Below are 25,902 nucleotides of genomic sequence, written 5' to 3'. Positions count from 1 at the left end.
TGGCTCAGCGGCCGCCGGACCGCTCGCGCGCGGGGACGTCGGTCGCGGCCAGGAAGCCGGTGATGATCGAAGCGACTCGCTCCGGAGCCTCCACCATCGGAAGATGACCGCAGTCCGGTAGTTCCACCGCCGTGTGCGGGCGCAGCTTGCCGTTCAGCCGTCCGCCCGCCTTCGCCGACAGGATGCGGTTACGTCGCCCCCAGATCGTGCAGATCGGCGGGAAACCGGCGGGCGGCTCGAAGGTGTCCAACGCGCGGTAGGACGGAAAATCCTGCACCAAGCCGTGCAGAGCTCGCAGCCTGCCCCGATCGGTCCAGTACGCCCGCACGCGCGGCTCGTGCTGAGTGCGCAGGCGCCGGCCGCGGGGGCCGAGTTGATTGCCGACGATCAGCGAGACCACCGGGTTCGGCAGGCTGATCCGGCGGGCCAGCGGCGCCAGCGGCAGCCGCGCGTCCAGCCAGGCCAGGCCCGCCGACTGCCCCGAACTCACGGTGTCCAAGGTGAGCGGATTGATCAGGACGAGCGCGCGCACCCGGTCGGGATGACCCATGGCGTAGCGCAGCGAGGTGGCGCTGCCGAGACAGTTGCCGATCAGCACCACGTCGGTGACGCGTTGGGCGTCGAGGAACGCCGTGAGCATGTCGACGTAATCGGTGAGGCGGTAGCCGGTCGCGGGCTGGTCGGACTGCCCGTAGCCGGGCAGGTCGAGCGCGAAGACCTCATGCGAGTCCCGCAGTGCCGCGACTTGGTCGTCCCAGATGCGGCGTTGCGTGCCCGCGTTGTGCAGGAACACGACCGGAGACCCGCTGCCCGTGCGGTCGAAGACCACGGACCTGCCCCGATGTTCGAATACGTCCACGCTGACTCCCTACGAACCACCGGCGAGCGAACCGCCGGGTACCAGCGATTTTACGTGGACGAACCGGACCGAGCGGGCGGTTGGACTATCCGGTGGCGGTCGCCGCGCGCAGGAAACGGCCGGTCCGCCGGGCGCCGAGCTCCGCGGCGGGCGCGCCGCCGCCGAACACCGGCACGCCGCCGACCAAGACCGCGGTGACCGCCTCGTCGTTGCGGTTGACCATGCGCGACAGGTTGTCGAAGGGGGCGATGGGGGATTCGTGGTAGGCGTCCAGCGAATCGTCCAGGCAAGCCGGATCGAGCACGACGACGTCCGCTCGGTCGCCCACCCGCAGATGTCCGGCGTCCAGGCCGTACCAGTCCGCGAGTTCGCCCGTGAGCCGGTGCACCGCCTGTTCCATCGACAGGAACGGACGGCCCGCGTTCGCGGCGTCGCGCACCCGGCGCAGGAAGCGGAGCCCGAAGTTGTAGAACGCCATGTTGCGCAGATGCGCTCCCGCGTCGGAGAAGCCCAATTGCACGCCGGGGTCGGCGGCGAGCCGATCGAGCACTTCCGGTCGGTGGTTGGAGATCGTCGTACGCCAGCGGACCTTGCCGCCGTGTTCCACCACGAGGTCGAGGAACGCGTCCACCGGGTGCGTGCCGCCGCGCTCCGCGCCCACCTCGCCGAAGGTCTTGCCGATCACGCTCGCGTCCGGGCATTCCACGATCCGCGCATCGAAGAAATCACGGTGCCACACCCGTGGACCGAATTTCTTGTCGTAGTCCTTGCGGAAGCGGCGCCGGTACTGCTGGTCGCGCAACAGTTCCCGGCGCTTGTCCACTCGGTCGGCGAGGTGCAGCGCTTCGGCGCCGGAACCGAACTCCTCGAACACCACCAGGTCGATGCCGTCGGCGTAGACCTCGAACGGCACCGGAAGGTGTTGCCAGCGGAAATCGCCGCCCAGCGCGTTGAGCACTCGCGCGATCAGCGGGAAAAGGTACGCGATGCCGGGAATGGCCTTGAGGTCGGCGGCCGAGAGCAGGCTGACCTTCAGCGGCTTGCGGAACAGGCCGAGGCTACCGGCCGCCATCGTCACCAGGCTCTGCGGGCGGGACACGTCGGGTCCGCCCTGTAGTGCCCGCCCGCGCCGGCGCAGGATGGCGTTGAGCCTGCGCCGTTCCCGGGTGGTCGCGTAGGTGGACGGCAGGGTGCGCGATCGGCACACCGCGCCGTCGAGTTTGTCGAACAGCAGCTGCTGGGAGGACATGCCGACGAACCCGGCGTCCAGCGCCTCGGTCAGCTTCGCCGCCATCCCCGCCAGTTCGGCGGCATCGGGTCGGACGTCCTTGCGGGTCGCGCGCTCCAGACCCATTTCCGCGGCGCGGATGTCCGAATGCCCGATGAACGCGGCGACATTCGGGCCCAGCGGCAGTTGTTCCAGGGCGGCCGCGTATTCGTGCGCCGAGCGCCAGGTCTTGTGCTCGCCGACCGCGGCGAGGACGTGCTTGCGCGGAATCGCCTCGACCCGCGCGAACAGGTCGCCCGCGTCGGAGGCGTCGACGTGGACGGTCGACAGCGAGCACGAGCCCAGCAGGACCGTGGTGATGCCGTGGCGCAGCGATTCGGTCAGCGCGGGATGCTGGAGCACCTCCACGTCGTAGTGGGTGTGGATGTCGAGCATGCCCGGGATCACCCATTTCCCGGTGGCGTCCACGATGTTCGGACAGTCGGGGTCCTCGATCGGGTCGGCCGAGACGGTCGCGACGCGCCCGTCGCGGATGCCGAGGTGCCGGATCGCCGAGGGCGCGCCGGTGCCGTCGAACCACTGGCCGTTCGCGATGATGATGTCGTACATGGCTTTACACCTCGAGATCGGCGCGTATGACCTTGCCGGTCGCGTTGCGCGGTAGTGCGGTGGTGGTGAGCCGCCAGCGGGCGGGCACCTTGTAGTAGGCGAGCCGCTCGGCGGCGAACGCGCGCAGCTCCTCTTCGCTGGCCGCCGTGGCGGTTTCGACCACGACCACGGCGGCGACCTGCTGTCCGAGGTCGGCGTCGGGTACCCCGAGCACCGCGCACTCGCGCACCGCGGGATGCTCCTCGAGGCACTGCTCGATCTCCGTGGGATAGACGTTCTCCCCGCCGCGCAGGATGAGATCCGAACGACGCCCGGACAAGCGCAGCCTGCCGTCCTCCAGCACCCCGATATCGCCGGTGCGCAACCAGCGGTCGGCGGTGATCGCCGCGGCGGTCGCCGCCTCGTTCTGCCAGTAGCCCAGCATCACGTAAGGGCTGCGCACGCAGATCTCGCCTTCGGTGCCGTCGGGGACCACGTTGCCCGCGCTGTCGCGGATCTCCAGCGCGACCCCGACGACCGGACGACCGACGGTGTCCGGGAACGCCGCCAGCTCGGCCGGGCTCGCCAGCGTCGCGGCGGTGCTGCATTCGGTGAGCCCGTAGCTGGTCACCAGCGCGTTGCGGGCGACGGGCAGCTGATCGCGCAGCTTCTCCTGCAACGCGGCCGAGGACGGCGCGGAGTTCAGCGAGAAGGAAGCGAGCGAGGACAGGTCGTAGTCGGACAGGTCGAGTTCGAGCATCCTGGTCGCCATGGTCGGCATGGCGCCCCAGTTGGTGACCCGCTGCGCCTCGATCAGCCGCAGCACCCGGTCGGCGTCGAACGAGCCCTGGTGGATCACCGCCGCGTCGCCGGTGACCAGCCGGGGAACCACCAGGTTGTGCAGGCTGGCGATGTGGAACAGCGGCGAGGTGAGCAGGAAGCGCCGCCCGCTCGGCAGTTCGCCCGCCCCGGTGAGCGCGGCGGCCAGCGCGTCGTTGAAGACGTGATAGTCGGTGACCGCCACCAGGTTTCGGTGCGAGTGCACCGCCCCTTTGGGTCGTCCGCTGGTGCCGCTGGTGTACAGGATCACCGCGGGATCGTCTTCGTCGATCTCGGTGTCGGGCAGGTCGTCGGTGCGGTATTCGGCCAGCAGCGCGGGTATGTCGTGTTCCATGGTGAGCACCGGGACCGGGATATCCAGTTCCGCCACCAGCGCCGCGCGCTTCGCGTCGACCACGAGCACGGTGGGGCTGGTGTGCTCGACGCCGTAGGCGATCTCGCGCGGGGCCCACCACGCGTTGTAACCCACCGCGATCGCGCCGAGCGCTTGGGCCGCCCAGAAGGTGAGCACCCACTCGGGGGTGTTCGCGGCGAGAATGCCCACGCGGTCGCCCTTGCCGACGCCGAAGCGGTCGCGCAGGGCCGTGGCCAGCGCCGCGACCGCGGCGGCGTGCTCGGTGAACGACATCCTGCGGTCCGCGGTGACCAGATAGTCCCGGTCGCCGTGCGCGGCCGCGGCGACGAGCACTTCCCGCAGCGAGGACTTGCGATGGCGCACCACCGGCAGCGGCGCGCCGAGCACGTCCTCGACCACCATCTCGAATCGACCGCCGGGTCCGGTGAGCCTGCTCGCGGCCTGTGCCACGAACGTCTGCGGGTCGATTGCTTTTGTCATATCGGATACTTCCTCGTCACTGCGCAAGGGTTGATTCGTCACGGCTCTGGGATCAGCACGGCGCGGCCGGTGATCAGCCCGTGCTCCAGCCGGTCGAGGGCCGCGCGGCCGTCGGCCAGCGGATAGCGCTCCACTTCGGCGCGCAGCTTGCCCGCCGCGGCCAACGCCACGGAGTCGATCAAGTCGGACCTGGTGCCGCCGTAGGATTTCCGGACCGTGGCGCCCCACGGCCAGCCCATGCCGGTGGCGGGCGCCGCCGTGATCTCCGGCGCGCCACCGCCGAGGCCGACCATGCGGTAGGCCCCATCGGGCGCCACCGATTCCACCGCGAGCCGCGCGGTGGCGTCGACGCCGACGAAGTCGAACACCGCGTCCGCGCCGCGACCTGCGGTCCGGTCGAGGATCTCCTTCGCCGTGTCGTCGCCCGCGAGAAGTCCTTCGGCCGCACCGCACCGCGCGGCGAGTTCGAGCTTGTCGGCGCTCACGTCCACGGCCAGCACCCTGGCCGCCGTGGTCGCGGCGAGGATCTGCACCGCGAGGTGGCCCAGGCCGCCGATCCCGACGACCACCGCCACCGACCCCGGCCGCAGCCGATCACGGGCGCCGCGGATGGCGTGGTAGCTCGACAGCGCGGCGTCGGCCAGCGGCGCGGCCTCGGCGAAATCGAGGTCGCCGATCGGCACGAACGAACTCGCGGGCACCCGGACGTAGTCGGCCATCCCGCCGTCCGGCCCGAGTCCGGGGCACGGCGGCATGGCGGTGCGGCCCGCGGCGAGGCAGACGTTCTCGTTGCCGCCGACGCACTCCCGGCAGACCCCGCACGACCAGCACAGATACACGATGCCGCGCTCGCCCGCCCGGCGGCCGCCGACCCCGGCGCCGACGGCTTCGATGGTGCCCGCGATCTCGTGGCCGAGGGTCAACGGTTCCTCGCGCATCCGGAAGGGGATGTGCAGCACGTGCAGATCCGAATGGCAGATGCCCGCCGCGCCCACCCGCAGCAGCAGATCGGTGGGACCGATCTCCGGAATCGGTACCTCGCGCAGTTCCAGCACACCGGGCTCGGTGAGCTGCAGTGCCCGCATCATCCGCGCACCGCCGCGAACGTCGCGCGCAGATAGGCATCGCCGCGGTCGGAGCCGATCAGCCCCGGCGCCATCCGGTTCATGGCGTAGGCGAACGTGGTGCGGTGCTCGAGGTCGTTGACCACCATCGCGCCTCCGTACCCGGCCCACCAGCACACCCGGCCGTCGGGAACCTCCGGGGCGGTCTGCCGCTGCGGCAGACCGTAGCCGATGCCGAATCGCAGCGGCACCGCAAGCGCGAGATCCACGCCGTCGGACTGCTGCTGGAAGATCAGCTCGATCGTCCGCTCCGACAGCAGCCGCCGTCCGGCCAGTTCGCCGCCGCAGGACACCAGCGATTGCACCCGCGCCACCGAACGGGCGTTGCCGTGGCCGTTCACCGCGCCGATCTCGGCTTGCCGCCACCCGGCGCTCGCCGTCTCGACGATGTCGAGCAGCGGGCTGGTGAGCGTCTTGACCAGCACGCTTTCCTGGTCGAGCGCGGCCATGTCGAATTCCGGCATGGCGGGCGGGATCAAGGTCGCGATCCGCCCGTGGTGCTCGGGCGCGGTGCCGATGTGGAAGTCCGCGCCCAGCGGCCCGGCGAGCTCCTCGGCGAAGAACTCGCCCAGCGAGCGTCCGGTGACGCGGCGGATCACCGCGCCGATCAGGTGGCCGTAGGCCAGCGCGTGGTAGCCGGAGGCGGTGCCGGGCTCCCACCACGGCGGCTGGCTCGCGAGACGGGCGGCGGAGGCTTCCGCGTCGTAGATATCGGCGAGCTCGATCGGCGGCTGCCACCCGGAGACGCCGGAGGTGTGCGCGAGCAGATGACGAATCTCGATGTCGCCCTTGCCGTTCGCCGCGAATTCCGGCCAGTACCTGGCCACCTTCGCGTGCACGTCCAGTTCGCCGCGCTCGACCAGCAGCAGGGCGCACAGCGCGGTCATGGTCTTGGTGATGGAGAAGACGTTGACCAAGGTGTCCTCGGTCCACGGCTGCGTGCGTTCCCGGTCGCGGTAGCCGCCCCAGAGGTCGACGACCGTTTCGCCGTCGACGGTGACGCAGATCGATGCGCCCAGCTCGTCGCCGGAGGCGAGCCGGAACTCCAGTTCCGTGCGGACCCGTGCGAATCGTTCGGCGCAGAATCCCGAGGTTTCGGTGCCCGTGGTAGTGGTCATCGCCGCCTCACACGTGTTCGGGCGTGCGGCCGGGAACCGGCAGCGCGTTTCCCGCGGCGGTGGCGCGTTTCGCGCCGCGCGCCAGCTCCCGCCGCATGTCCCGCACGTACGGTTCGAATTCGATCTGGATGGTGTGCCGGGGCGAGTCGTAGTAGCGCCCCGACCTGGCCGACTCCGCGGACCGCATGGCCGCCCGCATCTCCTCCGCGGGCGGCAGGTGGTAACGGCCGGTCAGATAGGCGGCGACCAGTTTGCTCTGCTGCTCGGCGAAGTTCACGAGCGTGGGCAGCGGCTGGGCCAGCCCGAGGAAGAACAGGTTGTCGATGCCGGGCTTCACCATCTGCTTGAACAGCGGGAAGCGATTGTCGCTGTCGGGCAGCAGTTCCGGATCGGAGAAGAACGGGAAGGAGATGCGGTAACCGGTGGCGCAGACGATCACGTCCACCTCCTCGGCGCTGCCGTCGGCGAAGCGCACCCGCGAACCTTCCAGCGCGGTGATCGCGGGCTTGAACGTGACGTCGCCGCAGCCCGCGCGGTGCAGGAACTCCTCGCTCGCCGATGGATGCGCCTCGAAGGGCAGGTGGTCGGGCTTGGGCAGGCCGTAGTCCTCCATGTTGCCGCGGAATTTGCGGACGAAACGCTGCTTGAGTTTCAGGCCCAGCTTCGGCGGCATCCACCGTGGCATCGAGCGCTTGTCGCCGACCTTGCCGTTGACGTACTTCGGCAGTACCCAGACTCCGCGCCGGGCGGAGACGTAGAGCTTCGTCGCGATGAACCGCTGCGACAGCTCGGAGGCGATGTCCAGGCCCGAGTTGCCCATGCCGACCACCACGACGCGCTTGCCGCGCATGTCGACCGGGTCGAACGGGTCGTTGTAGGCGTGGCTGTGCAGCAGCGTGCCGTCGAATTCGCCCGGGTAGTCCGGAAGGCGGGGATCCCAGTGGTGCCCGTTGCAGACGATGAGCGCGTCGTAGTCCTTGGTGCTCCCGTCGCTCGTGCTGATCAGCCAGCGGCCGTCCGTCCCGCGCTCGGCGGCGGTCACCCTGGTGTCGAACACGATCCGGTCGCGGATGCCGAAATGGTCTACGTAGTCGCGGAAGTACTGGAACAGCTGCGAATGGTGGGGAAAGTCCGGCCACTCGTCGGGCGCGGGATAGTCCTCGAAGGCCAGGCGGAACTTGGACGTGTCGATGTGCAGGCTCTGGTAGCACGCCGACATGCCGTTGGGGTTCTTGAAGTACCAGTTGCCCCCGACTTCGTCGGACGCTTCGTAGCAGTCGAACGGTATGCCGTAATCGTTCAGGCGTTTGGCGGCGGTGATCCCGGAGGGACCCGCCCCGATCACGCAGACGCGGGGGAGTGCGGTTGACGTCATTCACTGTCCTCGTGCTGGAGGCCGTCGTCGGTGACGGCCGAACCGTCCGGTGCGGCTCACGCGCCGGAGTGACGTAGGCAACAAAGTAACACTCGCTAGACACTGTGTCTAGTGAGTGACGCACTGTCCATCGCTCCTGTTCCCGCGTAGACTCGGGCGGCGTCAACCGCACGTCAGTCCCTCTTTTCACGGATACGGGGTACCTGTTCACCATGCGTACGAACGCGAGCGCGAACCTGCGGGACGAGCAGAAGCAGCAGACCAGGGTCCGGCTGATGGAGGGCGCCAAGGAGCTGTTCGCCACCCGCGGCTACGCGGCGGTGCGGGTGGACGACATCGTCGCCGCCGTCGGTTGCAGCCGCGCCACGTTCTATCTGCACTTCGCGGGGAAGCAGGAGATCCTGCGTGCGATCGCCCAGCAGGGCACCCTGTCTACCGTGCTGCATTCCTATCAGGACCTCGATCGGGTGCTGGAGACCGGTTCGCGCGCCGAGTTCGCCCGTTGGATGGCCCGCGCCATCGAGTGGTTCCAGGAGTACAAAGACCTGCTGCCCGCCTGGGACGAGGCGACCGCGCTGGAACCGGAGTTTCGCGAGATCGCCCGCGACGGCATCCTCGCATTGCCCAACGCGATGACCGCCTACCTCGCGGCGTGGCCCGCCGACCGGCGTGACGAGGCGCGGTTGCGCGTGGAATTGCTCGTCGCGCAACTGGAGCGGTTCTTCACCCGATGGGCGATGCAGGGCACCATCGACGTCTCGGTGGAGCAAGCCGTCGAAGTACTCACCGACATCTGGTTTCCGGCGCTGCGCGCGCCGACGGACGCGAGTTGAGCGGGCTTGTTCGGCGCAGTCGACCTACCTGGGCAGGCCAGTCGGTGACGTCGGGCCGGTTGAGGTGCGAGAAGGCCTCCAGCACTGGTGCGAGAAGGCCTCCAGCACTGGTTTTCTCGCAAAGGACGCCGAAGCGTTGTGGTCTGTGGGCTGTCCGCAGGGTGACGGCATGTGTTGCCCACTATTCGCTGGATGCGTGAACGATGCCCTCCGCCGCCCCTATTCGACGGTGGCTCGCGAATCTGTCGGCGTCGTGCGGCATCATCTGTGCACGCAGCCAACCACGAAATCGCTCGGAGTTACCCATGTCGTCCCCACGAACCAAGCCGCAGCCCTTGTCGGACAGCGAGATTCAACAGATCGCCGCGGAGATAGCCGGTGGCAGCCCGCCCATGGTGTGGTTCACCTCCGCCGCGGTCGGCGTGCCGGAGGGGCGCTCTGGCAAGGTGATCGCGCTCGGCGACCCTGCCGACGGTGACTTCCTCCAGGTCCGGCCGACCGGATCGAAGGATGTACTGTCCTTCTCTCCCACCGAGGTGACCTTGACCAAGCCGCCGCGAGGGGCGGCGGGCGCCACCGCCCAGCAGAAGTCGACAACACGGAAGGAATCCCCTGTGACGCAGTCGTCGACCACGACGAGCACCACGACCGAGCCCGCGCGGCCGAGCGCACCCGCGCCCGCGGCCACCCCGAAGCCCGCGGCGGCCGCGGAAGCGAGTCGAGCCGACAGCGCGGCCAAGCAGGCCGCGGCGCCCAAACCGGCCAAAGCGGCCGCCGCCCGCAAGGCCAAGGCGCCCGAGGTCACCGTGACGCTCACCGGCACCGCCGACGGCGAGTGGTCCATCGACGTGGTCAGCGGGAAGAAGCGCACCCTGCGCGGTCTTCCGGTGGCCGGTTCCACGGTGGCACAGGCGGCGAAGATCCTGCATCCGGAGGTCGCCGAGGTGGTCGCGGGCGTCCTGGACGCGTTGCGCGGGGTGCAGGAGGCCAAGGTGCAGCAGTTACAGGCCGAGCTCGAGGAGGCCAAGCGCCTGCTGAACGAGCTGAGCGACTGAGTCACACCGCGGGACTGGCGGATCGGGCAGCCGTGCGCCAGATCCGTCGCTCGGTGCCGGGAGGCGTGTGCCGCACGTCCTCGTGGAACGCGTAACCGAGCGAGTACTGCTTCGCGTGGTACATGGCCGCGTCCGCGTCCCGGAGCAGGCCGTGCACGTCGGTGTCCGAGCTGCGCGGACCGACGCACGCCACGCCGACGCTCGCGGTGATCGGTATCTCCCCGGCGCTCAGCCCGAACGGCCGGACGAACGCGCCGAGCAGCCGTTCGGCCAGCACGGCGGCCTCCGGCCGGGCGAGCCGGGCGAGTACGACGAATTCGTCGCCGCCGTAGCGGGTCACCACGTCCTCGTGGCGCGCGACCCGCCGGATCCGGCCGGCCGCCGTCGAGATGAGTTCGTCGCCGACGGCGTGCCCGTAGCTGTCGTTGACCCGCTTGAAGCCGTCGAGGTCGATGAACAGCAGCGAGATCGGTTGCTCGGCCCACTGTTCGCCGCGCTGCCGCAGCGCGCGCAGCAGTGCGGCTCGATTCAGCAATCCGGTGAGTATGTCGTGGTCGGCCTGGTACTGCGCGCGCCGCTCGCTGCGGGCGCTGCGCACGATGGCGCGCTCGCTGCGCACCAGCATGCCGATCAGCAGTAACCCGAACAGCGACGACACCACCACGCGATCGAGCGGGCGCAGGCTCGACCCGACCACCGGCACCAGTGAGGCCACGATCAGCGCGATCGCGATGAGGCTGGCGCGCTGCCTGGAGTGGTGTGGGTGGATGCGCCGTGGCGTGCCGAGCGCGGTCATGGTCGGGTGCAGCGCCGCGGCGCCCACGGTGGCGTAGGCGGCGAGCAGGGGAGCCAGCAGCACTTCACGCCCGAACACGGTCGCGCCCGCGGTCTCCAGGCTGTAGCCCAAGTCGCCGAGCAGCACCGCGACGAGTCCGGCGTGCAGCAACCACAGCGAGGTCTCCGCGCGCGTGGAGGTCGCCATGGAGTGCGCCACCAAGGTCAGCAGCAGCGCGTCGAGTACCGGGTAGGTCGCCGCCAACAGCGCGTCCAGCCCGGTCGCGGTGGATTGCAGGATCGGGGAGATGAGGAAGGTCCAGGAGGCGAGCAGCGCGCCGAGCCCGATCAGGGCCGAGTCCAGGAGCAGGTCGTAGTCGCCGTGCACTTGGCGCGGCCACAACCAGATCAGCGCCGCGAGCCCGACGCCGAGATAACCCAGCAGAGTGAACGCGTCGTCGAGCGGATGGACCGCGTGGTCGCCGATGTCGCGCAGCGTGGTGCCGGTGGCGAACAGCATCGCCGAGCCGGACAGCAGATACCACGGCAACGGGTGCGCGGGCCGGTGCGTGCGCACGCCGACCGCGATCATGGCGAGGGTCGCGCCGACGATGATCGTCATCGTCACGAACGCCGCCACGTGCGAGTCCAGCGCCAGATGGACCGCGATCGCGGCCGCGCTTCCCCCCAGAAGTACCGCGTACCAGCCCGATCCGATGCCGCGCGGACGGCTGGTCTGTGGCTGTTCACTTGGTGTCATCAGCCCCCCTTGGTCGCTCCATCCCCGGTGAACCGGGCCGCGTAATAGGTCTGTGAATCCTCCACCGCGACTTCGACGTTCGCCTGTTCGTCGAGCACCGCCCTGATGCTGTCGGCGAACGAGAACCGAGTGTTGTTGTACGAGCAGATGTCCCAACCGACCGCAGCGCGCTCGGCAACCAATATCTGGACAACTGATTTGATCATGGCATGGAACGCCGCCCCTTGGCGGGCACTTGGCGCAACAAGGGTGAAACCCGCGTAGTAGATCGCGTCGCGCGCCGCGTGTTCGGGATAGCGGGCCGCGAAATAGTCCGGGCTGATCCACGGCACGGTCTCCAGATGCCTGGTCAGCGTGGTGACGCCGATCGGCTCGCCGTCGGCGTGCGCCACGTACTTCTGCACGCGGGGATCCACCATCTCCTCCCGGAACTCCTCCGGGTGCAGCACCTGCCGTGCGATGGCCTTCGCGCGCAACGGGCCGAACGCCTCCTCGTACAGGCGATGGAACATCGCGATCCGTTCCTCCGGAATCGCCGCCTCGACGGTCACGGTGATCTCGCTCATCGCGGACCCCACGGAATGGTGTGATACGCGGCGAGGACCAGCGCGCACGCCGGGTCACCGTCGGAGGTGGCGTCCACGGTGCACAACTGGACGGGGCCGAAGCCGCCGCCGCGGTGGCGGGTCATGTCCGCCAGGCTGGCGCGGATCAGGGCGGCGACTTCGTCGCTGGTGTCGGCCTCGTGCTCGACGAACAATCCCGCGCCGGAGCCGTCGTCGCGCAGCGCCCAGCCGATGCCCGCCGCGGCGGTCGCGCCGCGTTCGCAGGCGTGCCGCACCGCGTAGACGCAGTACAGCCGGTCACCCCACGGTATCGGCTTGCGTACCCGGCCGATCCGTTCGACGGTGGCGCGCGGCGGGATGACCGACGACAACCGGATCAGGTTCGCCTCACCCACCCCGAGATCGCGCAGCGCCGCGTCGAACGCCGACATGGCGGTCGGTCCCACGCCGGTCGCCGCGCCGATCTCGATCGTCAGCGAAGCCGGGAACGTCCGCTCCAGCGGCGGCCGCAGCCGATCCGGGCGAGGCCGCGCGCGTAGGTCGCCGCGTGAGGTGTCGTGAATCATGGTGCCCTCCCGATCCGCCGCGGCCACCAGATTTCGCAGGCCGGACTTGCGTCGAATTCGACTCTGCGGCACGAACGCCGATCCCGCAGCCAACCGGGTCGAAAACGATGTCCGGGCGGCGTGTCTCGTACCCTGGCACCGACCGGGACAGCGAGGAGCGAGTGTGCGGACATGGGTGGCGCCGGGGCGGGTCAACATCATCGGTGAGCACACCGACTACAACGACGGCTACGTCCTGCCGATCGCGTTGCCGCTGGTGGCGCGGTGTACGGCGGCGCCGCGCACGGACGGGCTGGTGCGGGTCGGCTCGCGGCAGCGTCCCGGCGAGCCGGTGCTCGTCGCGGTGTCCGACATCGAAGGCGTGCGGGCGCGGGTGCCTGGTTGGTCGCGCTATCCGCTCGGCGTGGTCGCCGAGTTCACCCGGCGCGGACACCGTATCCCCGGCGTGGATCTCGACCTCGACGGCGCGGTGCCGATCGGTGCGGGCCTGTCGTCCTCGGCGGCGCTGTCCTGCGCGGTGGCCATCGCGCTGCGTGATCTGTTCGCGCCGGGCCTGACCGATCGCACGCTGATCGACATGGCCCGCGCCGCCGAGAACGACTACGTCGGCGCGCCGACCGGCTTGCTCGACCAATCGGCCGCGATGTTGTGCACCGCCGGGCACGCGCTGCTGCTGGACGTGCGGGCATTCGCCGCCGACACCGCCGCGCCGCGCGGCGTCGAGCAGATCCCTTTCGATCTCGGCGCTTTCGGGCTGGAACTTTTTGTCATCGACACCGGCCAGCCGCACGAACTGGCCGACGGCCGCTACGCCGAGCGCCGCGCGGAATGCGCTGCGGCGGCCGAGGCGCTCGGCGTCGAGACCTTGCGCGACGTGGCGTCGGCGACGGACACCACCCGGATCGCCGACGACGTGCTGCGTCGGCGCGCCCGGCATGTGGTGACGGAGAACGCCAGAGTGGTCGCAGTTGCCGAAAAATTGCGGGAAGGGCTCGACCCGCGTGGAATCGGCCCGGTGCTCACCGCAGGACACGTCTCGCTGCGGGACGACTTCGAGGTGTCCACTCCGACCCTCGACGCGGCGGTCGGCGCCGCGCTGGCGGCCGGGTCGCACGGCGCGCGGATGGTCGGCGGCGGATTCGGCGGCAGCGTCATCGCGCTCGTCGACCGGGACCGCACCGCGGCGGTGGCGGAGTCGGTGCGGCAGCGTTTCGCCGACGCGGATCTGCCCGATCCGCGCACTTTCGTGGTGGTCCCCGCTTCTGGAGCCCACCGGGTCGACTGAGCGACCGACCGGATTTGTGCGCGAATGTGCCACGCCGTTGGGCATGATCGCGCACAGTGGTGTCTGCCGACACCATTCGGCGGGCGACGAGGAGGTCGCGCGCGCCGGGCAGGACCAGCACGACGCGGCTCTCGCACGACGAACGACCTCGCTCGCCGCCCCGGTTTCACCGCCAGGAGGAACGCTGTGCCGCTCGTCGATTCGTCCGTTCTCGCCGCCGTGCCCGGCCTGCACTCGGCCGCTTCGCCACCGCACCTCGAAGCCGCCGAGACCCTCCGCCTGGACGCGCAGCCCGTCGACTACGCGCTGGTCGCCCTGTATTTCGTGTTCGTGCTCGGCATCGGCCTTCTGGCCAGGCAACGGGTGTCATCCAGCATCGACTTCTTCTTGTCCGGGCGCTCGCTGCCTGCCTGGGTGACCGGCCTGGCGTTCATCTCCGCCAACCTCGGCGCGGTGGAGATCATGGGCATGTCCGCCAACGGCGCGGAGTACGGCTTCCCGACCTTCCACTACTTCTGGATCGGGGCGGTGCCCGCCATGCTGTTCCTCGGCGTGGTGATGATGCCGTTCTACTACGGCTCCAAGGTCCGCAGCGTGCCGGAATTCATGCGCCGCCGCTTCGGCACCGGAGCCCATCTGGTGAACGCGCTGAGTTTCGCCGTCGCGCAGATCCTCATCGCCGGGGTCAACCTGTACCTGCTCGGCTCGATCGTGAACGTGCTGCTGGGCTGGCCGCTGTGGGTCTCGGTGATCGTGGCCGCGGTGATCGTGCTGTCCTACATCACCCTCGGCGGTCTGTCCGCGGCGATCTACAACGAAGTGCTCCAGTTCTTCGTCATCGTGGCCGCGTTGCTGCCGCTCACCCTGGTCGGGTTGCACCGGGTCGGGGGATGGGACGGGCTGCGCGACAAAGTGACCGCCTCGCCGGGCGGCGCGGCGCAGCTGGAATCGTGGCCCGGTAACGCGCTCAGCGGATTCTCCAACGATTTCCTGTCGATCCTCGGCATCGTGTTCGGCCTCGGATTCGTGCTGTCGTTCGGGTACTGGACCACGAACTTCGTCGAGGTACAGCGCGCGATGGCGACGCACTCCATCTCCGCGGCGCGGCGCACGCCGATCATCGGCGCGTATCCGAAGATGTTCATCCCGCTGATCGTGGTGATCCCCGGCATGATCAGCGCGGTGCTGGTGCCGCAGATGGCGGAGTACAAGGCGGCGGTGACCGCGAATCCCGACTTCGAGAGCGACACCACCTACAACCAGGCGCTGCTGTACCTGATGAAGGACGTGCTGCCCAACGGCCTGCTGGGTGTGGGGCTGGCCGGCCTGCTCGCGGCGTTCATGGCGGGCATGGCGGCCAACGTCTCCGCGTTCAACACGGTGTTCAGCTACGACCTGTGGCAGCAGTACGTGCGGCGCGACCGGGCGGACGGCTACTACCTCGGCGTGGGCAGGCTGGCCACGATCGGCGCGACCGTGGCCGCGATCTTCACCGCGTTCATCGCCTCCGGATTCAGCAACATGATGGACTACCTGCAAACCTTGTTCAGCTTCTTCAACGCGCCGCTGTTCGCCACGTTCATCCTCGGCATGTTCTGGAAACGGATGACGCCGACCGCGGGCTGGACCGGTCTGGTCTGCGGAACAGCCTCCGCCATAGTCGTTTTCATCCTGCACGAGACGAAGGTCTTCGAGCTGTCCGGCCAAGGGGCGAGCTTCGTCGCCGCCGGTGTCGCGTTCGTGGTCGACATCCTCGTCAGTGTCCTGGTCACCCAGGTGACGCAGCCGAAACCGGCGGCGGAACTGATCGGGCTGGTGTACTCGGAGACGCCGAAGGAAGTGCGCACCGACCCGGAGGCCGACACGCTGCCCTGGTACCAGCGCCCGGTCCTGCTGGCAGGCATCGCGCTCGTGCTCGTGATCGCGCTCAACATCTTCGTCGGATAAGGAATCGCCGCAATGTTTTTCGATATCCGTACCATCGTCGGCGGGTTGCTCGGCTGCTACGCGATCGTTCTCGTGGTCACCGGACTGGTGCACGACACCGCCGCCGAGCAGGCCAAGACCGGCGGGGTGAACGTGAACCTGTGGGCCGGGCTCGGCATGGGCGTGGTGGCGGTGGCCTTCGTGGCCTGGGCGCTGCTGCGCCCGGTCCAGGTGCCACCGGAAGCGCATCCGGCGGATACCGATGAGGAGCGCGACTCAGCCTGACGCGAACGACGCCCCCTGGGAGACCCAGGGGGCGTCGTCATCGCACTGGTCAGACGCCCGGGCTACCGGTTCCGCCGGGCCACGTGCCGGGTGTGCCGGTCCCACCGACACCCGGGCTGCCGGTTCCGCCCGTTCCCGGGGTCCCGGTTCCGCCTGCGCCCGGCATGCCGGTTCCGCCGACGCCGGGCCGGGGAGCCGTGCCGCGTTCGGTCGCGGTGCCGCCGGCGTCCGGACGCGGGATGTCGCCGCGCCACGCGCCGGTCTCGCTGCCCTGATGCTCGATGAAGTGCTTGAAGCGCTCCAGGTCACTGTTCACCCGGTGCTTCAGCACACCGAGCTTGTCGGCGACGTTCTCCACGAACCCTTCCGGGTCGACGTCCATCTGCGTGGTCACCCTGGTGTGGGTGTCGTCGAGCCGATGGAACGTGACGACGCCCGCGTGCTTGGGTCCGCTGTCGGACTTCCAGGCGATGCGTTCGTCGGGATGCTGCTCGGTGATGGTCGCGTCGAACTCCCGCGTCGACGGGCCGACATGGACACGCCAGTGCATATGCCGGTCATCGATCTGCTGTACCGCTTCGACACCCTCCATGAACTGCGGAAACGACTCGAACTGCGTCCACTGGTTGTAGGCGGTGCGAACCGGAACCTCGACGTCCACCGTGGCGGCCATTGTGCTCACTTGCTACCCCTTTCCTCGCCCACCCGCGTCTTTCGCGGGTCGGCGTCTCTCGGTTGACAAGCGCTCCCTTGTGGGGCGACTCGGGACATTGGTCGCTTACCCGGGTCGTTGGGGGGCAAACAGAGCGGAACCCTCGTCACACGTGCCGCCCAGCGCCGTCGGACCAGGTCTCCGGCCCGATCAGGCCATGTTTTCTTCCCGAATCAATTCAGACGAGGACGTCGGCGGCCAACGCGTCCAGCGCGCGTACCGCTGTCGGCTCCAGCGCGCCTTCCCGGTGGTCGCGTCCAGCACGGCGAAAGCGCCTTCGTCCAGCCGCTCGCCGCGCCAGACCGCGACGGCCTTCGAGTGGGGCAAGATGGCCGGTTCCTCGCGTACTTCTATCCGCCAGCCCTTGTTCGCGTCGTACAGCCCGGGCACTGCCAGCTTTGTGTCGGAGGTTCCTGGGTTGCTCTGATCCTCGGGGCTCGAATCGGATCGGCTGTCGTTACCGCAGGCAGCCAGCACGCACAGGACGACTGTTCCAGCGAGTACGGACTTCGACGTCATCGAGATGCCCCCTGGTTCAGACAATCCTTCTGGCACAACACAATCGAGGGCTCGCGCGATCGTTTCAGCGGTATTGCCGCCTGGCGTCGGGAAGCATGGCGGTCTCGCCATGCTCCGCCGTTCCCGCCACCGGCCCAACCAGCCCGCCCCGGGCGTCTCCGGAACCGACGCGCCACACATCCCGAGCGTGAGAACCACCCGGAATGTGCGAGGACGGCAGGCCCGCGTGTGGTCAGGGTTGAGGACGAACAGATGCCGGATGATCGAGTGAAGGAGGGTTCCAATGAAGAAGGTCGAGATCTTCGACATGCCCACCCGCAGTGAGAGGCGCGATCCCGAGGCACTGAAGAAGCGCATTCAGGGCTCCAACGGCGGCCGGGACGACGCCTACGGCGCGTACCAGCTCGCCTGCCTGATGGCTGCCACCGAGGCGGAAGAGGACGGCAGCGACGACGAGGCGTGTCTGAGCCAATTCGAAGACGCGCTCCCCGGCTGGCTGAGCCGCCTCGGCTTGAAACTTGACGTCCATGCGTACGGCGTGTGCCACATGTCGGACAACGCGGGCGTCGATCGTGGCGACGCGTCGTCGATCTATTGGACGTTGTCGGGGTTCCGCGACCGCTCCCGAATCTACGAGGCCATCGCCTTCCCGTCCGGCACACCCGCGCCCTCCGGTTCGCTGATGGAGCAATATGACGACTGGTCGCAGAACGCCGCCGCGGTAGCGGAAGAGGAATCCAGCGACTCCGCGCGCTTCTCCGCCTTCGTCGACTCGATGACGGAATACCTGAATTCCTCCGGCAAGAAGTTCCCCGGAACGTCCTTCGGCTACTTCAACAGCGCGGGCAGCGAAATCTACACCCCCAGCATGGAAGAGACCGGAATGCTCTGGAGCGTGGCCCCGCTCGGCTCCTTCGACGGCCACATGTACGAATGCGTCACCGCGCTTCCCAAGTAAGTTCAAGATCAACGGCGCATGACTGCGGCATTTCGCGAGGTGGAGCCGCTCCACCATGTGCCGTTGATCTTGTTGTTCAGAACAGGGTCAGCGGCAGCAGTTGGGGTCGAGGACGAAGCACAGTGCCGCTAGGGCGTCCCGGCGGGCGCGGTGGAAGGTGTTCATGCCGCGCCGTTCGGATTCCACCAGCCCGGCTTTACGGAGCTGGCCGAGGTGATGGCTCACCGTCGACTCCGACAATCCGACCGCCGCGGCGAGATCGCCGCCGTTCTCCTCGTCGGAAGTGCTGGTCAACAGCAGTGACAGCAGTTTCACTCGCGCCGGGTCGGCGATCGCTTTCAACCGCAGCGCCACCGCGAGCGCGGCGTCGTCGTCGATCGGCCCGGCCGCGACCGGCGTGCAGCAGACCGGGGCGGACATGTCGATCACGGGCAGCGTCTTGGGCATGCGATCGACTCTACCTACTTTGTTGACATATGTCGAAAAGGTGGCAGACTCGGCATCGAACCGGTTCTTCGATATATGTAACACAAGTGGAGGTAGTCATGTCCCGCATCCAACTCGCCCTCAACGTCGACGACATCGACCAAGCCGTGCGGTTCTACTCGACCCTGTTCGGCGCCGAGCCCGCCAAGCGCAAGCCCGGCTACGCCAACTTCGCCGTCACCGAACCACCGCTGAAACTCGTGCTGATCGAGAACCCCGGCCACGGCGGCAGCGTCAACCACCTCGGCGTCGAGGTCGAAACCTCCGACCAGGTGCACGCCGAGATCGCCCGCCTGTCGGAAGCCGGGTTGTTCACCGAAGAGCAGATCGCCACCACCTGTTGCTTCGCCACGCAGGACAAGGTCTGGGTCACCGCGCCGGACGCCGAACGCTGGGAGGTCTACACCGTGCTGGCCGACAGCGAAACCTTCGGTACGGCACCCGAACTCGCCGGTGCGGCCATGCCTTCCGACGCCGAGGCGGTTCAGGCCTGCTGCGGCACGGCCGAGGAAGCCGCCGCCGAAGGTGCGTGCTGCGGCTCGGCCGCCAAGAAGGAGGCAATCGACTCGGGCGTCACCTGCTGCCACTGACCCCGGGCGGCGTTCACCAGGTGTTCGCTTGCCTGTGGATTCGATATATATCAATATCGATCCGTGTCGAAACAGGAGTTACCGCTCGTCGGCGTGGCCGCGCCATCGTGTGAGGTCACGCCGATGATCCGCCAACCGCTGACCGCCGACGCCGCCATCGAGCTGGCCAGCGTCTTCAAAGCGCTGTCGGACCCGGTCCGTTTGCGGCTGCTGTCGGTGGTCGCCGGCCATGCAGGGCGGGAGGCGTGCGTGTGCGACCTGTCGGACGGCTTCGACGTCAGCCAGCCGACCATTTCCCATCACCTGAAGGTGTTGCGCGAAGCCGGACTGCTCAGCAGCGAGCGGCGCGGGTCGTGGGTGTACTACCGCATCGAACCCGCCGCGCTTCGGCAGTTGTCCCGCCTGCTCGACATCACCGTTCCGGAAGCGGCGCGATGACCGACCTGACGCGGCGGCTACTGGCCGAATTCCTCGGCACCGCTCTACTCGTCGCGGTCGTCGTCGGCTCCGGCATCTCAGCCGAGCAACTGTCGCCCGATGACGTCGGCGTGCAGCTACTGGAGAACTCCACCGCCACCGTTCTCGGACTCGCGGTGCTGATCCTGGTCTTCGGGCCGGTGTCGGGCGCACACTTCAATCCCGTTGTCTCCGTGGTGTGCTGGCTACTCGGGCGACGCCAAGGCACCGGCCTTTCCGGCCGAGACCTCCCTGGCTACATCGTCGCCCAAACGATCGGAGCCGTCGTCGGAGCGATTCTCGCCAACGTCATGTTCGATCGATCCGCGATGCAGATCTCCACCCACCATCGCATCACCACCGGTCATGTGATCGCGGAAGTCGTCGCCACGGCCGGACTGATCGCCGTCGTCTTCGGCCTGGCCCGCAGCGGGCGAGCGGCCCTGTCTGCGGCAGCGGTCGGCGCCTACATCGGAGCGGCGTACTGGTTCACCAGTTCCACCTCGTTCGCCAACCCAGCCGTCACCATCGGCCGCGTCTTCTCCGACACCTTCGCCGGAATCGCCCCCGCCTCCGTGCCCGGCTACCTCGCCGCCCAACTCCTCGGCGCACTGACCGGCCTTGCCCTCGTCGCCATCCTCTACCCGGCCACCGCCGCCGCTGCTGACAACGCCGTCATCCCTCGCGACACCATCGACACGCACTGAGAGGCCGCGATGTCAGCCACACCGAGCGTGCTGTTCGTCTGCGTCCACAACGCCGGACGCTCCCAAATGGCCGCTGCCCTGCTCGCCCACCTCGCTCGAGACGAAATCGAGGTCCGCTCCGCGGGCTCGGCCCCCGCCGACGAGATCAACCCTGTCGTCGCCGAAGTCATGAACGAGATCGGCATAGACATCACCGACCGGAAGCCGAAGATCCTGACGCCCGAAGCTGTCGAAGCATCCGACGTCGTCATCACCATGGGCTGCGGCGACGCATGCCCCTACTACCCCGGAAAACGCTATCTCGATTGGAAGCTCGACGACCCCGCCGGACAAGACCGCGCCACCGTGCGCGCGATCCGCACCGAGATAGAACGACACGTCCGCGACCTGCTCGCCGAAATCGGTCTTCGGATTACGGATGAAGCGGGGCCCGGCACCGAGTGACTCGCTCTCGATGCCGGGCCGGAGATCACTTCAGCGGAGCGGGCATGGGTGCGTTGATCGTGGAGAAGTACATGATCGCCGCGCCGATGGCGACGGGGGCCGTCACCAGGATCTGGCCCGCGACCGTGCCGAGCGCGCCGACGGCGACGATGCCGCCGAGGCAGCCGACGGCGGCGGCCGGGATGAACGGGCCGAACATGCCGACGATGGTGGCGGCGGCGACGGTCGCTCCGGCGATGCCGCCGAGCACGCAGCCCACCGCCGCGCCGCCGATGCCGCCGACCAGGGTGCCGATGGTGGCGCCCATGGAGATGGTGCTGGTCATCCGGGACCAGGCCGCCTGCTCACGGTCGTACTCCGTCTTCCACGGCGCCTTGTCCTCGAACGGCAGGGCGACCGGCTTGTAGACCGCGTGCGCCATGTCGAACTGCGGGGTCAGCGTCGCGGTGCGGCCGGAGATCTCCGCGGCGATGGGGAATTCGAACTCGTCGACCAGGAAGGTCAACGGCGTGCCCGCGACGACGGTGCCGTCGGCGGCCTTCACCTTCAGCATCTGGTCCTCGACCACAAGCGAGCCGGAATCGACGCTGATGATGCTGGCGGTCTCGGTGGCGTGGGCGGTGAAACCGACGGCCTCGGCGGCCTCCGTGGATGTGTCTTCGACGGAAGCGCTGTCCACCGCAGCGACCTCGGGGGCGGCGGAACTCGTGCCAGCGGCGATGCTCACGGCAGCGGTGGTGAACGCGGCGGCCAGGGCTAGTTTCGTGATCTGCATGGGGAATCCTTGGTTTCGAAGGCATGGCGAAGCGACGGCCATACCTGTGACGTTTCGGTAGGTCGTTGAGGGTGACGGGCCTTCGCCCGCGAATGTGTGGTTAAGCGGCGGCGCGCATCCGCCCGGCGAGGCCGAGCAGCACGTCGATCGCGAGGAAGGCGAGCAGGCTCAACCCGACCAGCGGGATGAACCAGCCGACCACCAGCACGGCGGCCACCAGCGGCACGACCAGCCAGAGCGAGGTCTTGCGCAACCCGCCGCGTCGCGGGGCTCGGCCCAGCACGAACCGCCCCGTATCGCGGGTCGGCCGCCTCCGCCACCACATCAGGTAGCCGCGCACGATCACGGTGATCAGGCCGATCATCGCCGCGAGCAGCAACAACTGATTGAACAACCCGAACATCAGCCCCATGTGGAACTGGATGCCCCAGTTGGTGAGCTTGGCCATCAGCGGCCAGTCGGCGTACGGCAGACGGTCGGTGACCGCGCCGGTCGCGCCGTCGACGGCCACGGAGTCGACGGTGTAGGTGCCGGGCATCCGGCGTTCCTTCACCGCGAACGCCTTGCCCGGCGCGGCCGGTACGGCGATCTCGGCCGGCTGCGTGATGCCTTCGGCGCGGGCGGTCGCGTAGACCCGGTCGAGCTGGGCGATCCGCTCGGCCGGGGCGGTGGGCGCGTGCCCGGCATGTCCGCCGCCGTGGTGCTCGGAACCCGAATCATGACTCGAAGCAGCGGTTCCGGGCAGCGCGGTGCTGACCGCGGGTGTGGTCCAGCTGAGCTGCTCACGCAGTTCTGTGACGTTCGCACCCGCGTAGGTCGACCAGGTCATGCCGGTCGCCGACAGCAGCAGCGCCAGTGGAAGCACCCACATGCCGACCGCACCGTGCCAGTTCAGGGTGCGGCCTCGCGCGCGCTGCGACCGATCGGCCGCGAACAGCCAGCCCCAGCCGTTGCGGGCCCGTCGGCTGCGCACCCGGCGCACCCAGATGACCAGCCCGGCCAGCGCGACGATCCACAGCCAGGACGCGGCGAGCTCGCTGTAGAGCCGACCGGGTTCGCCGAGGTGCAGGTCCCGGTGCAACCGATCGATCCAGGTGCGCATCGGCAGCGCACCCGAGCTGCCGTATACGACGGAATCACCCACCGGCTGCGCGGTGTACGGGTTCACGAACACCGCCCGCCGCTCGGATTCCCCCAGCGACGGGTCGCTGAACAGCACCCGGGTGGTGTCTTCGGCGCCCCCCGCCGGGGCGACGGCGACGAGCTGGAGATCCGGCCGCGTGGCGACGGCCGCGCCGACCTGCTCCGACAGCGGCTTCGGCGTTCCGGTCGCGGTGACCGTCAGCAGGTCGCGCGACCCGATCGACTCGAGCGTCGGCGATATCGCGTAGAGCGCACCGGTGACGGCGGCGATGAGGATGAACGGCCCGACGAACACTCCCGCGTAGAAGTGCAGCCGCATGGCCAGCGCGTACAAACTGTTACGCGCGGTGGCCCGGCGTGGGCCGGAGGAATCCGACGGCTCCGATAAGTCGGCGTCGGAAATAGTTTCTGTTGTGCTCACGATCATTTCGTTTCTGACGGCGGAACCCGGGTGGGACGCAACCCTTTTCCTGACGACCGTGGGCACGCGACCGCCGCGGCGACCGTCCTGCGCGGATAGCCGTCGCGGAATCACCTGCGTACGCGCTCATTCGACGGAAGCGCGATCTCGGCACCGCACGGAAGGAAGGTGTGCGACCCGGTGGACGGCGTCGCGTCGGCACGCTCAGGCGTGGGCACGAGAGTGCGCGGCGACGCTGCGCTGCACGAGGAAAGACCGTGACGATGAGCGATACTCACGCCACGCGTGCACCGGGTGTGGAAAGAATTCAGAGAACGACCGCGAGCGGCGGAGCGCGTGTGCGCAGCGCCTCGGCGGCGAAAACACGCAGGACGACCCGGTCACGATGGGCCGTACGCAAAGGAGCGCGGTCCGCGACGACGGGCGGGGTGTGCCGCACCGGCAGCACCTGGCGCAGCACCGCTGTGCCGATCCGGTAGGCGGCCTCCGCACCCCGGATCACGATGGCCGCCGCGAATGCCGCGCACACGTGCGCGGCCAGCATGGCCGGAGTCAGCTGGGCATCACCGTGATGCAGGTGTCCCGAGCTGATCCCCATGGTGAAGTGCCCGAGCAGCTGCCCGGCGACCAGCGCCGCGACCAGCCCGGACGACGTCTCGCGCAGCGGCGCCAGGCCGGCGACCAGCGCGCCGATCACGGCGGACGCGGCGGCGAGCAGGGCCAGCGCGGTGGTGTCCGGCAGCATGCCGCCGGAAGCCCAGCCGTGCGCCGCGACGGAAATGGCCCCCGAGATCGCACCGGCCGAGCCACCGCGCACCCGCGCGACGGCGCCGCGACGTCCCGCGGCAGACCGGTCGAACTCGTAACTCACCCGCTGATGATAGCGGACCGATTGCACGCGTCCGACCGCATCGGCAGGCCCCGAAAATACTCAGGCCTCCAGGGTGGTCGGCAGGCGCACCGCCAGGAAGACCGTGGACGCGCGCCGCTCAGCCCGCGTCGACCTCCATCTCGATGAGCGGCTTGCGCAGCAGCTTGCCGGTCGCGTTGCGGGGCAGCTCGTCGAGGAAGACCACCTCGCGCGGCACCTTGTAGCGGGCGAGATTCGCCTTGACGTAGTCCTTGATCTCCTGCGGATCGCGCTTGCAATCGGGACCGGGAACGACGAACGCGCGCAGCCGCTTGCCGAACTCGCGGTCCTCGACGCCGACGACCGCGGCTTCGAAGATGTCGTCGCGACCGGCGATGAGGTTCTCCACCTCGAGCGGGAAGACGTTCTCGCCGCCGGAGACGATCATGTCGTCGTCGCGGCCGTCGATGTAGAGCAGGCCGTCGGCGTCGAAGTGCCCGACGTCGCCGCTGGACATCATGCCGTCGACCATCTCCTTGCCGCGACCGTCGGTGTAGCCGGTGAAGGCGAAGCCGTTGTCCACGAAGATGGTTCCGGTCACGTTCGGCTCGGTGATCGGCTTGCGCTTCTCGTCGAGCAGCACGATCCGGATGCCGACCGGAGCCTTACCGGCGGTGGTCGGCGCCTTGCGCAGGTCCTCGGGCGTCGCGACGGTCATGACGGCGCACTCGGTGGAGCCGTAGAGGTTGTAGAGGCTGTCGCCGAAGTGGTCCAGCGTGCGGGTCACCACGTCCGGCGCGATGGCCGAGCCCGCCGCGAAGATCACCTTGATGCTGCTGACGTCGTACTTCGCCAACACGTCCGCATCCAGGTCCAGGATGCGTTGCAGCATGGTGGGCACCACGACCAGCGAATCCGCCCGGTACTTCTCGATGTTCGCCAAGGTCTGCTCGGGATTGAAGCGGCGCTGCTGGAAGACCACCCGGTTGCCCAACGCGAGACCGAGGGTGAACTGGGACAAGCCGGTGCCGTGGAAGATCGGCGCCGCCATGATCATGGTGCCGTTGGCGGGCAGCGGCACCCGGTCGACGAACTGAGCCGAGGCGAACGGGCTGACCCGGTCGCGCGGGGCGCCCTTCGGGGTGCCGGTGGTGCCGCTGGTCAGGATGACGATGCCGCCGGGCTTGGCCGGGGCGGGCAGCGATGCGCCGGACTGCCCGCTGATCAGCGAATCGACGGTCGGGATCGCCGGGTCGGCGTTGTCCTTCTCGTCCACCCAGGTGAGGATGCGCGGGATCGCGGCGGGGATGGCGCTCATCAGGTCGATGAACTCGCTGTCGTGCAGCACGGCCTTGACGTTCTCGCGCTCGGCGACGTCGGCGAACTGCGGCTTGGCGAACCCGGTGTTCATCAGCACGCCGCGCACGCCGAGCTTGCCGGTGGCCAGCAGGCTCAGCACCATGCCGCGGTGGTCGCGCGCCAGGATCGCCACCACGTCACCGGGATTGATGCCTTTGCTCTGCAAGCCGCGGGCCAAGGCGTTCGACTGTTCGTTGAGACCGCCGAAAGTCAGCTCCCCGCGCTCGTCGACGATCGCGACGGCGTGCGGCCTCGTCTGCGCGGCATGCATGACGACACCCGCGAACGGCCCGAACTTCAAGATGTTGAACGCCGACCGAGCGGCATGGTCGGGGCGCAGCGGATTGAACAGCCGCCGCTTGACCATCACGTTCACGCCAAGGGCCAGATCGCCCGCCTTGCGGGCGGCGCCGCCCAACGCGGGGAGGGAAAGAGACATCGACGACAACCTTCCGGCGGTATCAC

Annotated in this window: 25 protein-coding genes and 1 pseudogene; 10 read left to right on the top strand and 16 right to left on the bottom strand. The window is 68.8% G+C overall.

The genetic code is table 11. The features are described 5' to 3' along the window. Positions 1-4: 4 nt before the first annotated feature. The 6 genes from ACIA5H_RS23815 to ACIA5H_RS23790 form a co-directional block, all read right to left on the bottom strand. A complete protein-coding gene (locus tag ACIA5H_RS23815) occupies positions 5-859 on the bottom strand; it encodes an alpha/beta fold hydrolase (protein WP_379253186.1) in 855 nt (284 codons plus the stop codon). Between the two features lie 85 nt (positions 860-944). Beyond that, positions 945-2,696 carry an amidohydrolase family protein gene (locus ACIA5H_RS23810; RefSeq protein WP_397077373.1) on the bottom strand — a complete coding sequence of 584 codons (1,752 nt, stop codon included), beginning with the start codon at positions 2,694-2,696 and terminating at the stop codon, positions 945-947. Between the two features lie 4 nt (positions 2,697-2,700). Then, entirely contained in the window at positions 2,701-4,350 is a 1,650-nt protein-coding gene (locus tag ACIA5H_RS23805) for a class I adenylate-forming enzyme family protein (protein ID WP_397077372.1), read from the bottom strand. A 38-nt stretch (positions 4,351-4,388) separates the two neighbouring features. Further along, positions 4,389-5,435 (bottom strand): NAD(P)-dependent alcohol dehydrogenase, encoded by a 1,047-nt coding sequence (locus tag ACIA5H_RS23800; protein WP_379253379.1) that lies wholly within the window; start codon positions 5,433-5,435, stop codon positions 4,389-4,391. Next, positions 5,435-6,592 carry a serine hydrolase domain-containing protein gene (locus tag ACIA5H_RS23795; protein WP_397077371.1) on the bottom strand — a complete coding sequence of 386 codons (1,158 nt, stop codon included), beginning with the start codon at positions 6,590-6,592 and terminating at the stop codon, positions 5,435-5,437. Before ACIA5H_RS23795 ends, ACIA5H_RS23800 begins: the two co-directional genes overlap by 1 nt. Before the next feature lie 7 nt (positions 6,593-6,599). Further along, positions 6,600-7,967 (bottom strand): NAD(P)-binding domain-containing protein, encoded by a 1,368-nt coding sequence (locus ACIA5H_RS23790; protein WP_364431499.1) that lies wholly within the window; start codon positions 7,965-7,967, stop codon positions 6,600-6,602. A gap of 212 nt (positions 7,968-8,179) precedes the next feature. Between ACIA5H_RS23790 and ACIA5H_RS23785 the strand changes: the two genes are divergently transcribed. Both ACIA5H_RS23785 and ACIA5H_RS23780 read left to right on the top strand, forming a co-directional pair. After that, the gene (locus ACIA5H_RS23785) at positions 8,180-8,800 is read left to right on the top strand and encodes a TetR/AcrR family transcriptional regulator (protein WP_379253192.1); all 621 of its coding nucleotides are present in this window, start codon (positions 8,180-8,182) and stop codon (positions 8,798-8,800) included. A 305-nt stretch (positions 8,801-9,105) separates the two neighbouring features. Further along, on the top strand, positions 9,106-9,855 hold the full coding sequence (locus tag ACIA5H_RS23780) for a DUF6319 family protein (protein ID WP_379253194.1): 750 nt from the start codon (positions 9,106-9,108) through the stop codon (positions 9,853-9,855). Position 9,856: 1 nt separating this feature from the next. On the opposite strand, the gene ACIA5H_RS23775 is transcribed toward ACIA5H_RS23780, so the two are convergent. From ACIA5H_RS23775 to ACIA5H_RS23765, 3 genes are read right to left on the bottom strand one after another with little or no spacing between them, the layout of a single operon-like run. Beyond that, positions 9,857-11,389 (bottom strand): diguanylate cyclase domain-containing protein, encoded by a 1,533-nt coding sequence (locus tag ACIA5H_RS23775; RefSeq protein WP_397077370.1) that lies wholly within the window; start codon positions 11,387-11,389, stop codon positions 9,857-9,859. Then, positions 11,389-11,955: a hypothetical protein gene (locus ACIA5H_RS23770; protein ID WP_379253196.1), complete on the bottom strand. Its 567-nt coding sequence runs from the start codon at positions 11,953-11,955 to the stop codon at positions 11,389-11,391. The genes ACIA5H_RS23775 and ACIA5H_RS23770 overlap by 1 nt, the downstream gene beginning before the upstream one ends. Next, a complete protein-coding gene (locus ACIA5H_RS23765) occupies positions 11,952-12,521 on the bottom strand; it encodes a pyruvoyl-dependent arginine decarboxylase (protein ID WP_397077369.1) in 570 nt (189 codons plus the stop codon). Before ACIA5H_RS23765 ends, ACIA5H_RS23770 begins: the two co-directional genes overlap by 4 nt. A 163-nt stretch (positions 12,522-12,684) precedes the next feature. On the opposite strand from ACIA5H_RS23765, the gene galK reads away from it, so the two are divergent. The 3 genes from galK (at position 12,685) to ACIA5H_RS23750 (ending at position 16,017) form a co-directional block, all read left to right on the top strand. Next, positions 12,685-13,806, top strand: coding sequence for a galactokinase (galK, locus tag ACIA5H_RS23760; protein WP_397077368.1), 1,122 nt, complete (start codon positions 12,685-12,687; stop codon positions 13,804-13,806). A 228-nt stretch (positions 13,807-14,034) separates the two neighbouring features. After that, positions 14,035-15,753, top strand: a complete 1,719-nt coding sequence (locus ACIA5H_RS23755; RefSeq protein ID WP_355077926.1) for a sodium:solute symporter family protein — start codon at positions 14,035-14,037, stop codon at positions 15,751-15,753. Between the two features lie 12 nt (positions 15,754-15,765). After that, positions 15,766-16,017, top strand: coding sequence for a hypothetical protein (locus tag ACIA5H_RS23750; protein ID WP_364431513.1), 252 nt, complete (start codon positions 15,766-15,768; stop codon positions 16,015-16,017). Between the two features lie 226 nt (positions 16,018-16,243). On the opposite strand, the pseudogene ACIA5H_RS23745 reads toward ACIA5H_RS23750, so the two are convergent. After that, positions 16,244-16,699: pseudogene (locus tag ACIA5H_RS23745) on the bottom strand (SRPBCC family protein); the annotation flags it as partial. Positions 16,700-16,879: 180 nt separating this feature from the next. After that, on the bottom strand, positions 16,880-17,284 hold the full coding sequence (locus ACIA5H_RS23740; RefSeq protein WP_397077367.1) for a hypothetical protein: 405 nt from the start codon (positions 17,282-17,284) through the stop codon (positions 16,880-16,882). 247 nt (positions 17,285-17,531) lie between these two features. Here ACIA5H_RS23740 and ACIA5H_RS23735 point away from each other — a divergent pair, with 247 nt between their 5' ends. Further along, positions 17,532-18,206: a hypothetical protein gene (locus tag ACIA5H_RS23735; RefSeq protein ID WP_379253201.1), complete on the top strand. Its 675-nt coding sequence runs from the start codon at positions 17,532-17,534 to the stop codon at positions 18,204-18,206. A gap of 87 nt (positions 18,207-18,293) precedes the next feature. Here ACIA5H_RS23735 and ACIA5H_RS23730 read toward each other — a convergent pair whose 3' ends face one another. Then, on the bottom strand, positions 18,294-18,653 hold the full coding sequence (locus ACIA5H_RS23730) for an Rv2640c family ArsR-like transcriptional regulator (protein ID WP_039800120.1): 360 nt from the start codon (positions 18,651-18,653) through the stop codon (positions 18,294-18,296). Positions 18,654-18,751: 98 nt separating this feature from the next. Here ACIA5H_RS23730 and ACIA5H_RS23725 point away from each other — a divergent pair, with 98 nt between their 5' ends. From ACIA5H_RS23725 to ACIA5H_RS23710, 4 genes are all read left to right on the top strand, one after another. Beyond that, complete coding sequence (locus ACIA5H_RS23725) at positions 18,752-19,282, top strand: ArsI/CadI family heavy metal resistance metalloenzyme (protein WP_397077366.1); 531 nt, start codon at positions 18,752-18,754, stop codon at positions 19,280-19,282. A 63-nt stretch (positions 19,283-19,345) separates the two neighbouring features. Further along, the gene (locus ACIA5H_RS23720) at positions 19,346-19,720 is read left to right on the top strand and encodes an ArsR/SmtB family transcription factor (protein ID WP_397077365.1); all 375 of its coding nucleotides are present in this window, start codon (positions 19,346-19,348) and stop codon (positions 19,718-19,720) included. Further along, positions 19,717-20,445, top strand: coding sequence for an aquaporin (locus tag ACIA5H_RS23715; protein ID WP_397077364.1), 729 nt, complete (start codon positions 19,717-19,719; stop codon positions 20,443-20,445). Before ACIA5H_RS23720 ends, ACIA5H_RS23715 begins: the two co-directional genes overlap by 4 nt. Positions 20,446-20,454: 9 nt before the next feature. Next, positions 20,455-20,889, top strand: a complete 435-nt coding sequence (locus ACIA5H_RS23710) for an arsenate reductase ArsC (protein WP_379253205.1) — start codon at positions 20,455-20,457, stop codon at positions 20,887-20,889. 25 nt (positions 20,890-20,914) lie between these two features. Here the strand turns inward: ACIA5H_RS23710 and ACIA5H_RS23705 are convergent, their stop codons facing one another. The 4 genes from ACIA5H_RS23705 to ACIA5H_RS23690 all read right to left on the bottom strand — a co-directional run bounded on the left by ACIA5H_RS23705 (position 20,915) and on the right by ACIA5H_RS23690 (position 25,876). Continuing rightward, positions 20,915-21,664, bottom strand: coding sequence for a hypothetical protein (locus tag ACIA5H_RS23705; protein ID WP_397077363.1), 750 nt, complete (start codon positions 21,662-21,664; stop codon positions 20,915-20,917). A gap of 100 nt (positions 21,665-21,764) precedes the next feature. Continuing rightward, positions 21,765-23,234: a PepSY-associated TM helix domain-containing protein gene (locus tag ACIA5H_RS23700; protein WP_379253208.1), complete on the bottom strand. Its 1,470-nt coding sequence runs from the start codon at positions 23,232-23,234 to the stop codon at positions 21,765-21,767. Between the two features lie 301 nt (positions 23,235-23,535). Continuing rightward, entirely contained in the window at positions 23,536-24,099 is a 564-nt protein-coding gene (locus tag ACIA5H_RS23695) for a hypothetical protein (RefSeq protein ID WP_379253209.1), read from the bottom strand. A gap of 118 nt (positions 24,100-24,217) precedes the next feature. Further along, on the bottom strand, positions 24,218-25,876 hold the full coding sequence (locus ACIA5H_RS23690) for an acyl-CoA synthetase (protein ID WP_355077880.1): 1,659 nt from the start codon (positions 25,874-25,876) through the stop codon (positions 24,218-24,220). Positions 25,877-25,902 lie beyond the last annotated feature (26 nt).

Source organism: Nocardia sp. NPDC051900, from assembly GCF_044452545.1.
Classification (GTDB): Bacteria; Actinomycetota; Actinomycetes; order Mycobacteriales; family Mycobacteriaceae; genus Nocardia; species Nocardia sichangensis.
The sequence above is the reverse complement of the archived record's forward strand: the minus strand, read 5'-3'. Positions and strand labels throughout refer to the sequence as shown.

Bases quoted from the DNA above. Each gene is read 5' to 3' on its own strand.
- ACIA5H_RS23810 (WP_397077373.1), bottom strand. From the start codon at position 2,696: ATGTACGACATCATCATCGCGAACGGCCAGTGGTTCGACGGCACCGGC.
- ACIA5H_RS23805 (WP_397077372.1), bottom strand. From the start codon at position 4,350: ATGACAAAAGCAATCGACCCGCAGACGTTCGTGGCACAGGCCGCGAGC.
- ACIA5H_RS23800 (WP_379253379.1), bottom strand. From the start codon at position 5,435: ATGCGGGCACTGCAGCTCACCGAGCCCGGTGTGCTGGAACTGCGCGAG.
- ACIA5H_RS23795 (WP_397077371.1), bottom strand. From the start codon at position 6,592: ATGACCACTACCACGGGCACCGAAACCTCGGGATTCTGCGCCGAACGA.
- ACIA5H_RS23790 (WP_364431499.1), bottom strand. From the start codon at position 7,967: ATGACGTCAACCGCACTCCCCCGCGTCTGCGTGATCGGGGCGGGTCCC.
- ACIA5H_RS23785 (WP_379253192.1), top strand. From the start codon at position 8,180: ATGCGTACGAACGCGAGCGCGAACCTGCGGGACGAGCAGAAGCAGCAG.
- ACIA5H_RS23780 (WP_379253194.1), top strand. From the start codon at position 9,106: ATGTCGTCCCCACGAACCAAGCCGCAGCCCTTGTCGGACAGCGAGATT.
- ACIA5H_RS23775 (WP_397077370.1), bottom strand. From the start codon at position 11,389: ATGACACCAAGTGAACAGCCACAGACCAGCCGTCCGCGCGGCATCGGA.
- ACIA5H_RS23770 (WP_379253196.1), bottom strand. From the start codon at position 11,955: ATGAGCGAGATCACCGTGACCGTCGAGGCGGCGATTCCGGAGGAACGG.
- ACIA5H_RS23765 (WP_397077369.1), bottom strand. From the start codon at position 12,521: ATGATTCACGACACCTCACGCGGCGACCTACGCGCGCGGCCTCGCCCG.
- ACIA5H_RS23750 (WP_364431513.1), top strand. From the start codon at position 15,766: ATGTTTTTCGATATCCGTACCATCGTCGGCGGGTTGCTCGGCTGCTAC.
- ACIA5H_RS23735 (WP_379253201.1), top strand. From the start codon at position 17,532: ATGAAGAAGGTCGAGATCTTCGACATGCCCACCCGCAGTGAGAGGCGC.
- ACIA5H_RS23730 (WP_039800120.1), bottom strand. From the start codon at position 18,653: ATGCCCAAGACGCTGCCCGTGATCGACATGTCCGCCCCGGTCTGCTGC.
- ACIA5H_RS23725 (WP_397077366.1), top strand. From the start codon at position 18,752: ATGTCCCGCATCCAACTCGCCCTCAACGTCGACGACATCGACCAAGCC.
- ACIA5H_RS23715 (WP_397077364.1), top strand. From the start codon at position 19,717: ATGACCGACCTGACGCGGCGGCTACTGGCCGAATTCCTCGGCACCGCT.
- ACIA5H_RS23710 (WP_379253205.1), top strand. From the start codon at position 20,455: ATGTCAGCCACACCGAGCGTGCTGTTCGTCTGCGTCCACAACGCCGGA.
- ACIA5H_RS23705 (WP_397077363.1), bottom strand. From the start codon at position 21,664: ATGCAGATCACGAAACTAGCCCTGGCCGCCGCGTTCACCACCGCTGCC.
- ACIA5H_RS23700 (WP_379253208.1), bottom strand. From the start codon at position 23,234: ATGATCGTGAGCACAACAGAAACTATTTCCGACGCCGACTTATCGGAG.
- ACIA5H_RS23690 (WP_355077880.1), bottom strand. From the start codon at position 25,876: ATGTCTCTTTCCCTCCCCGCGTTGGGCGGCGCCGCCCGCAAGGCGGGC.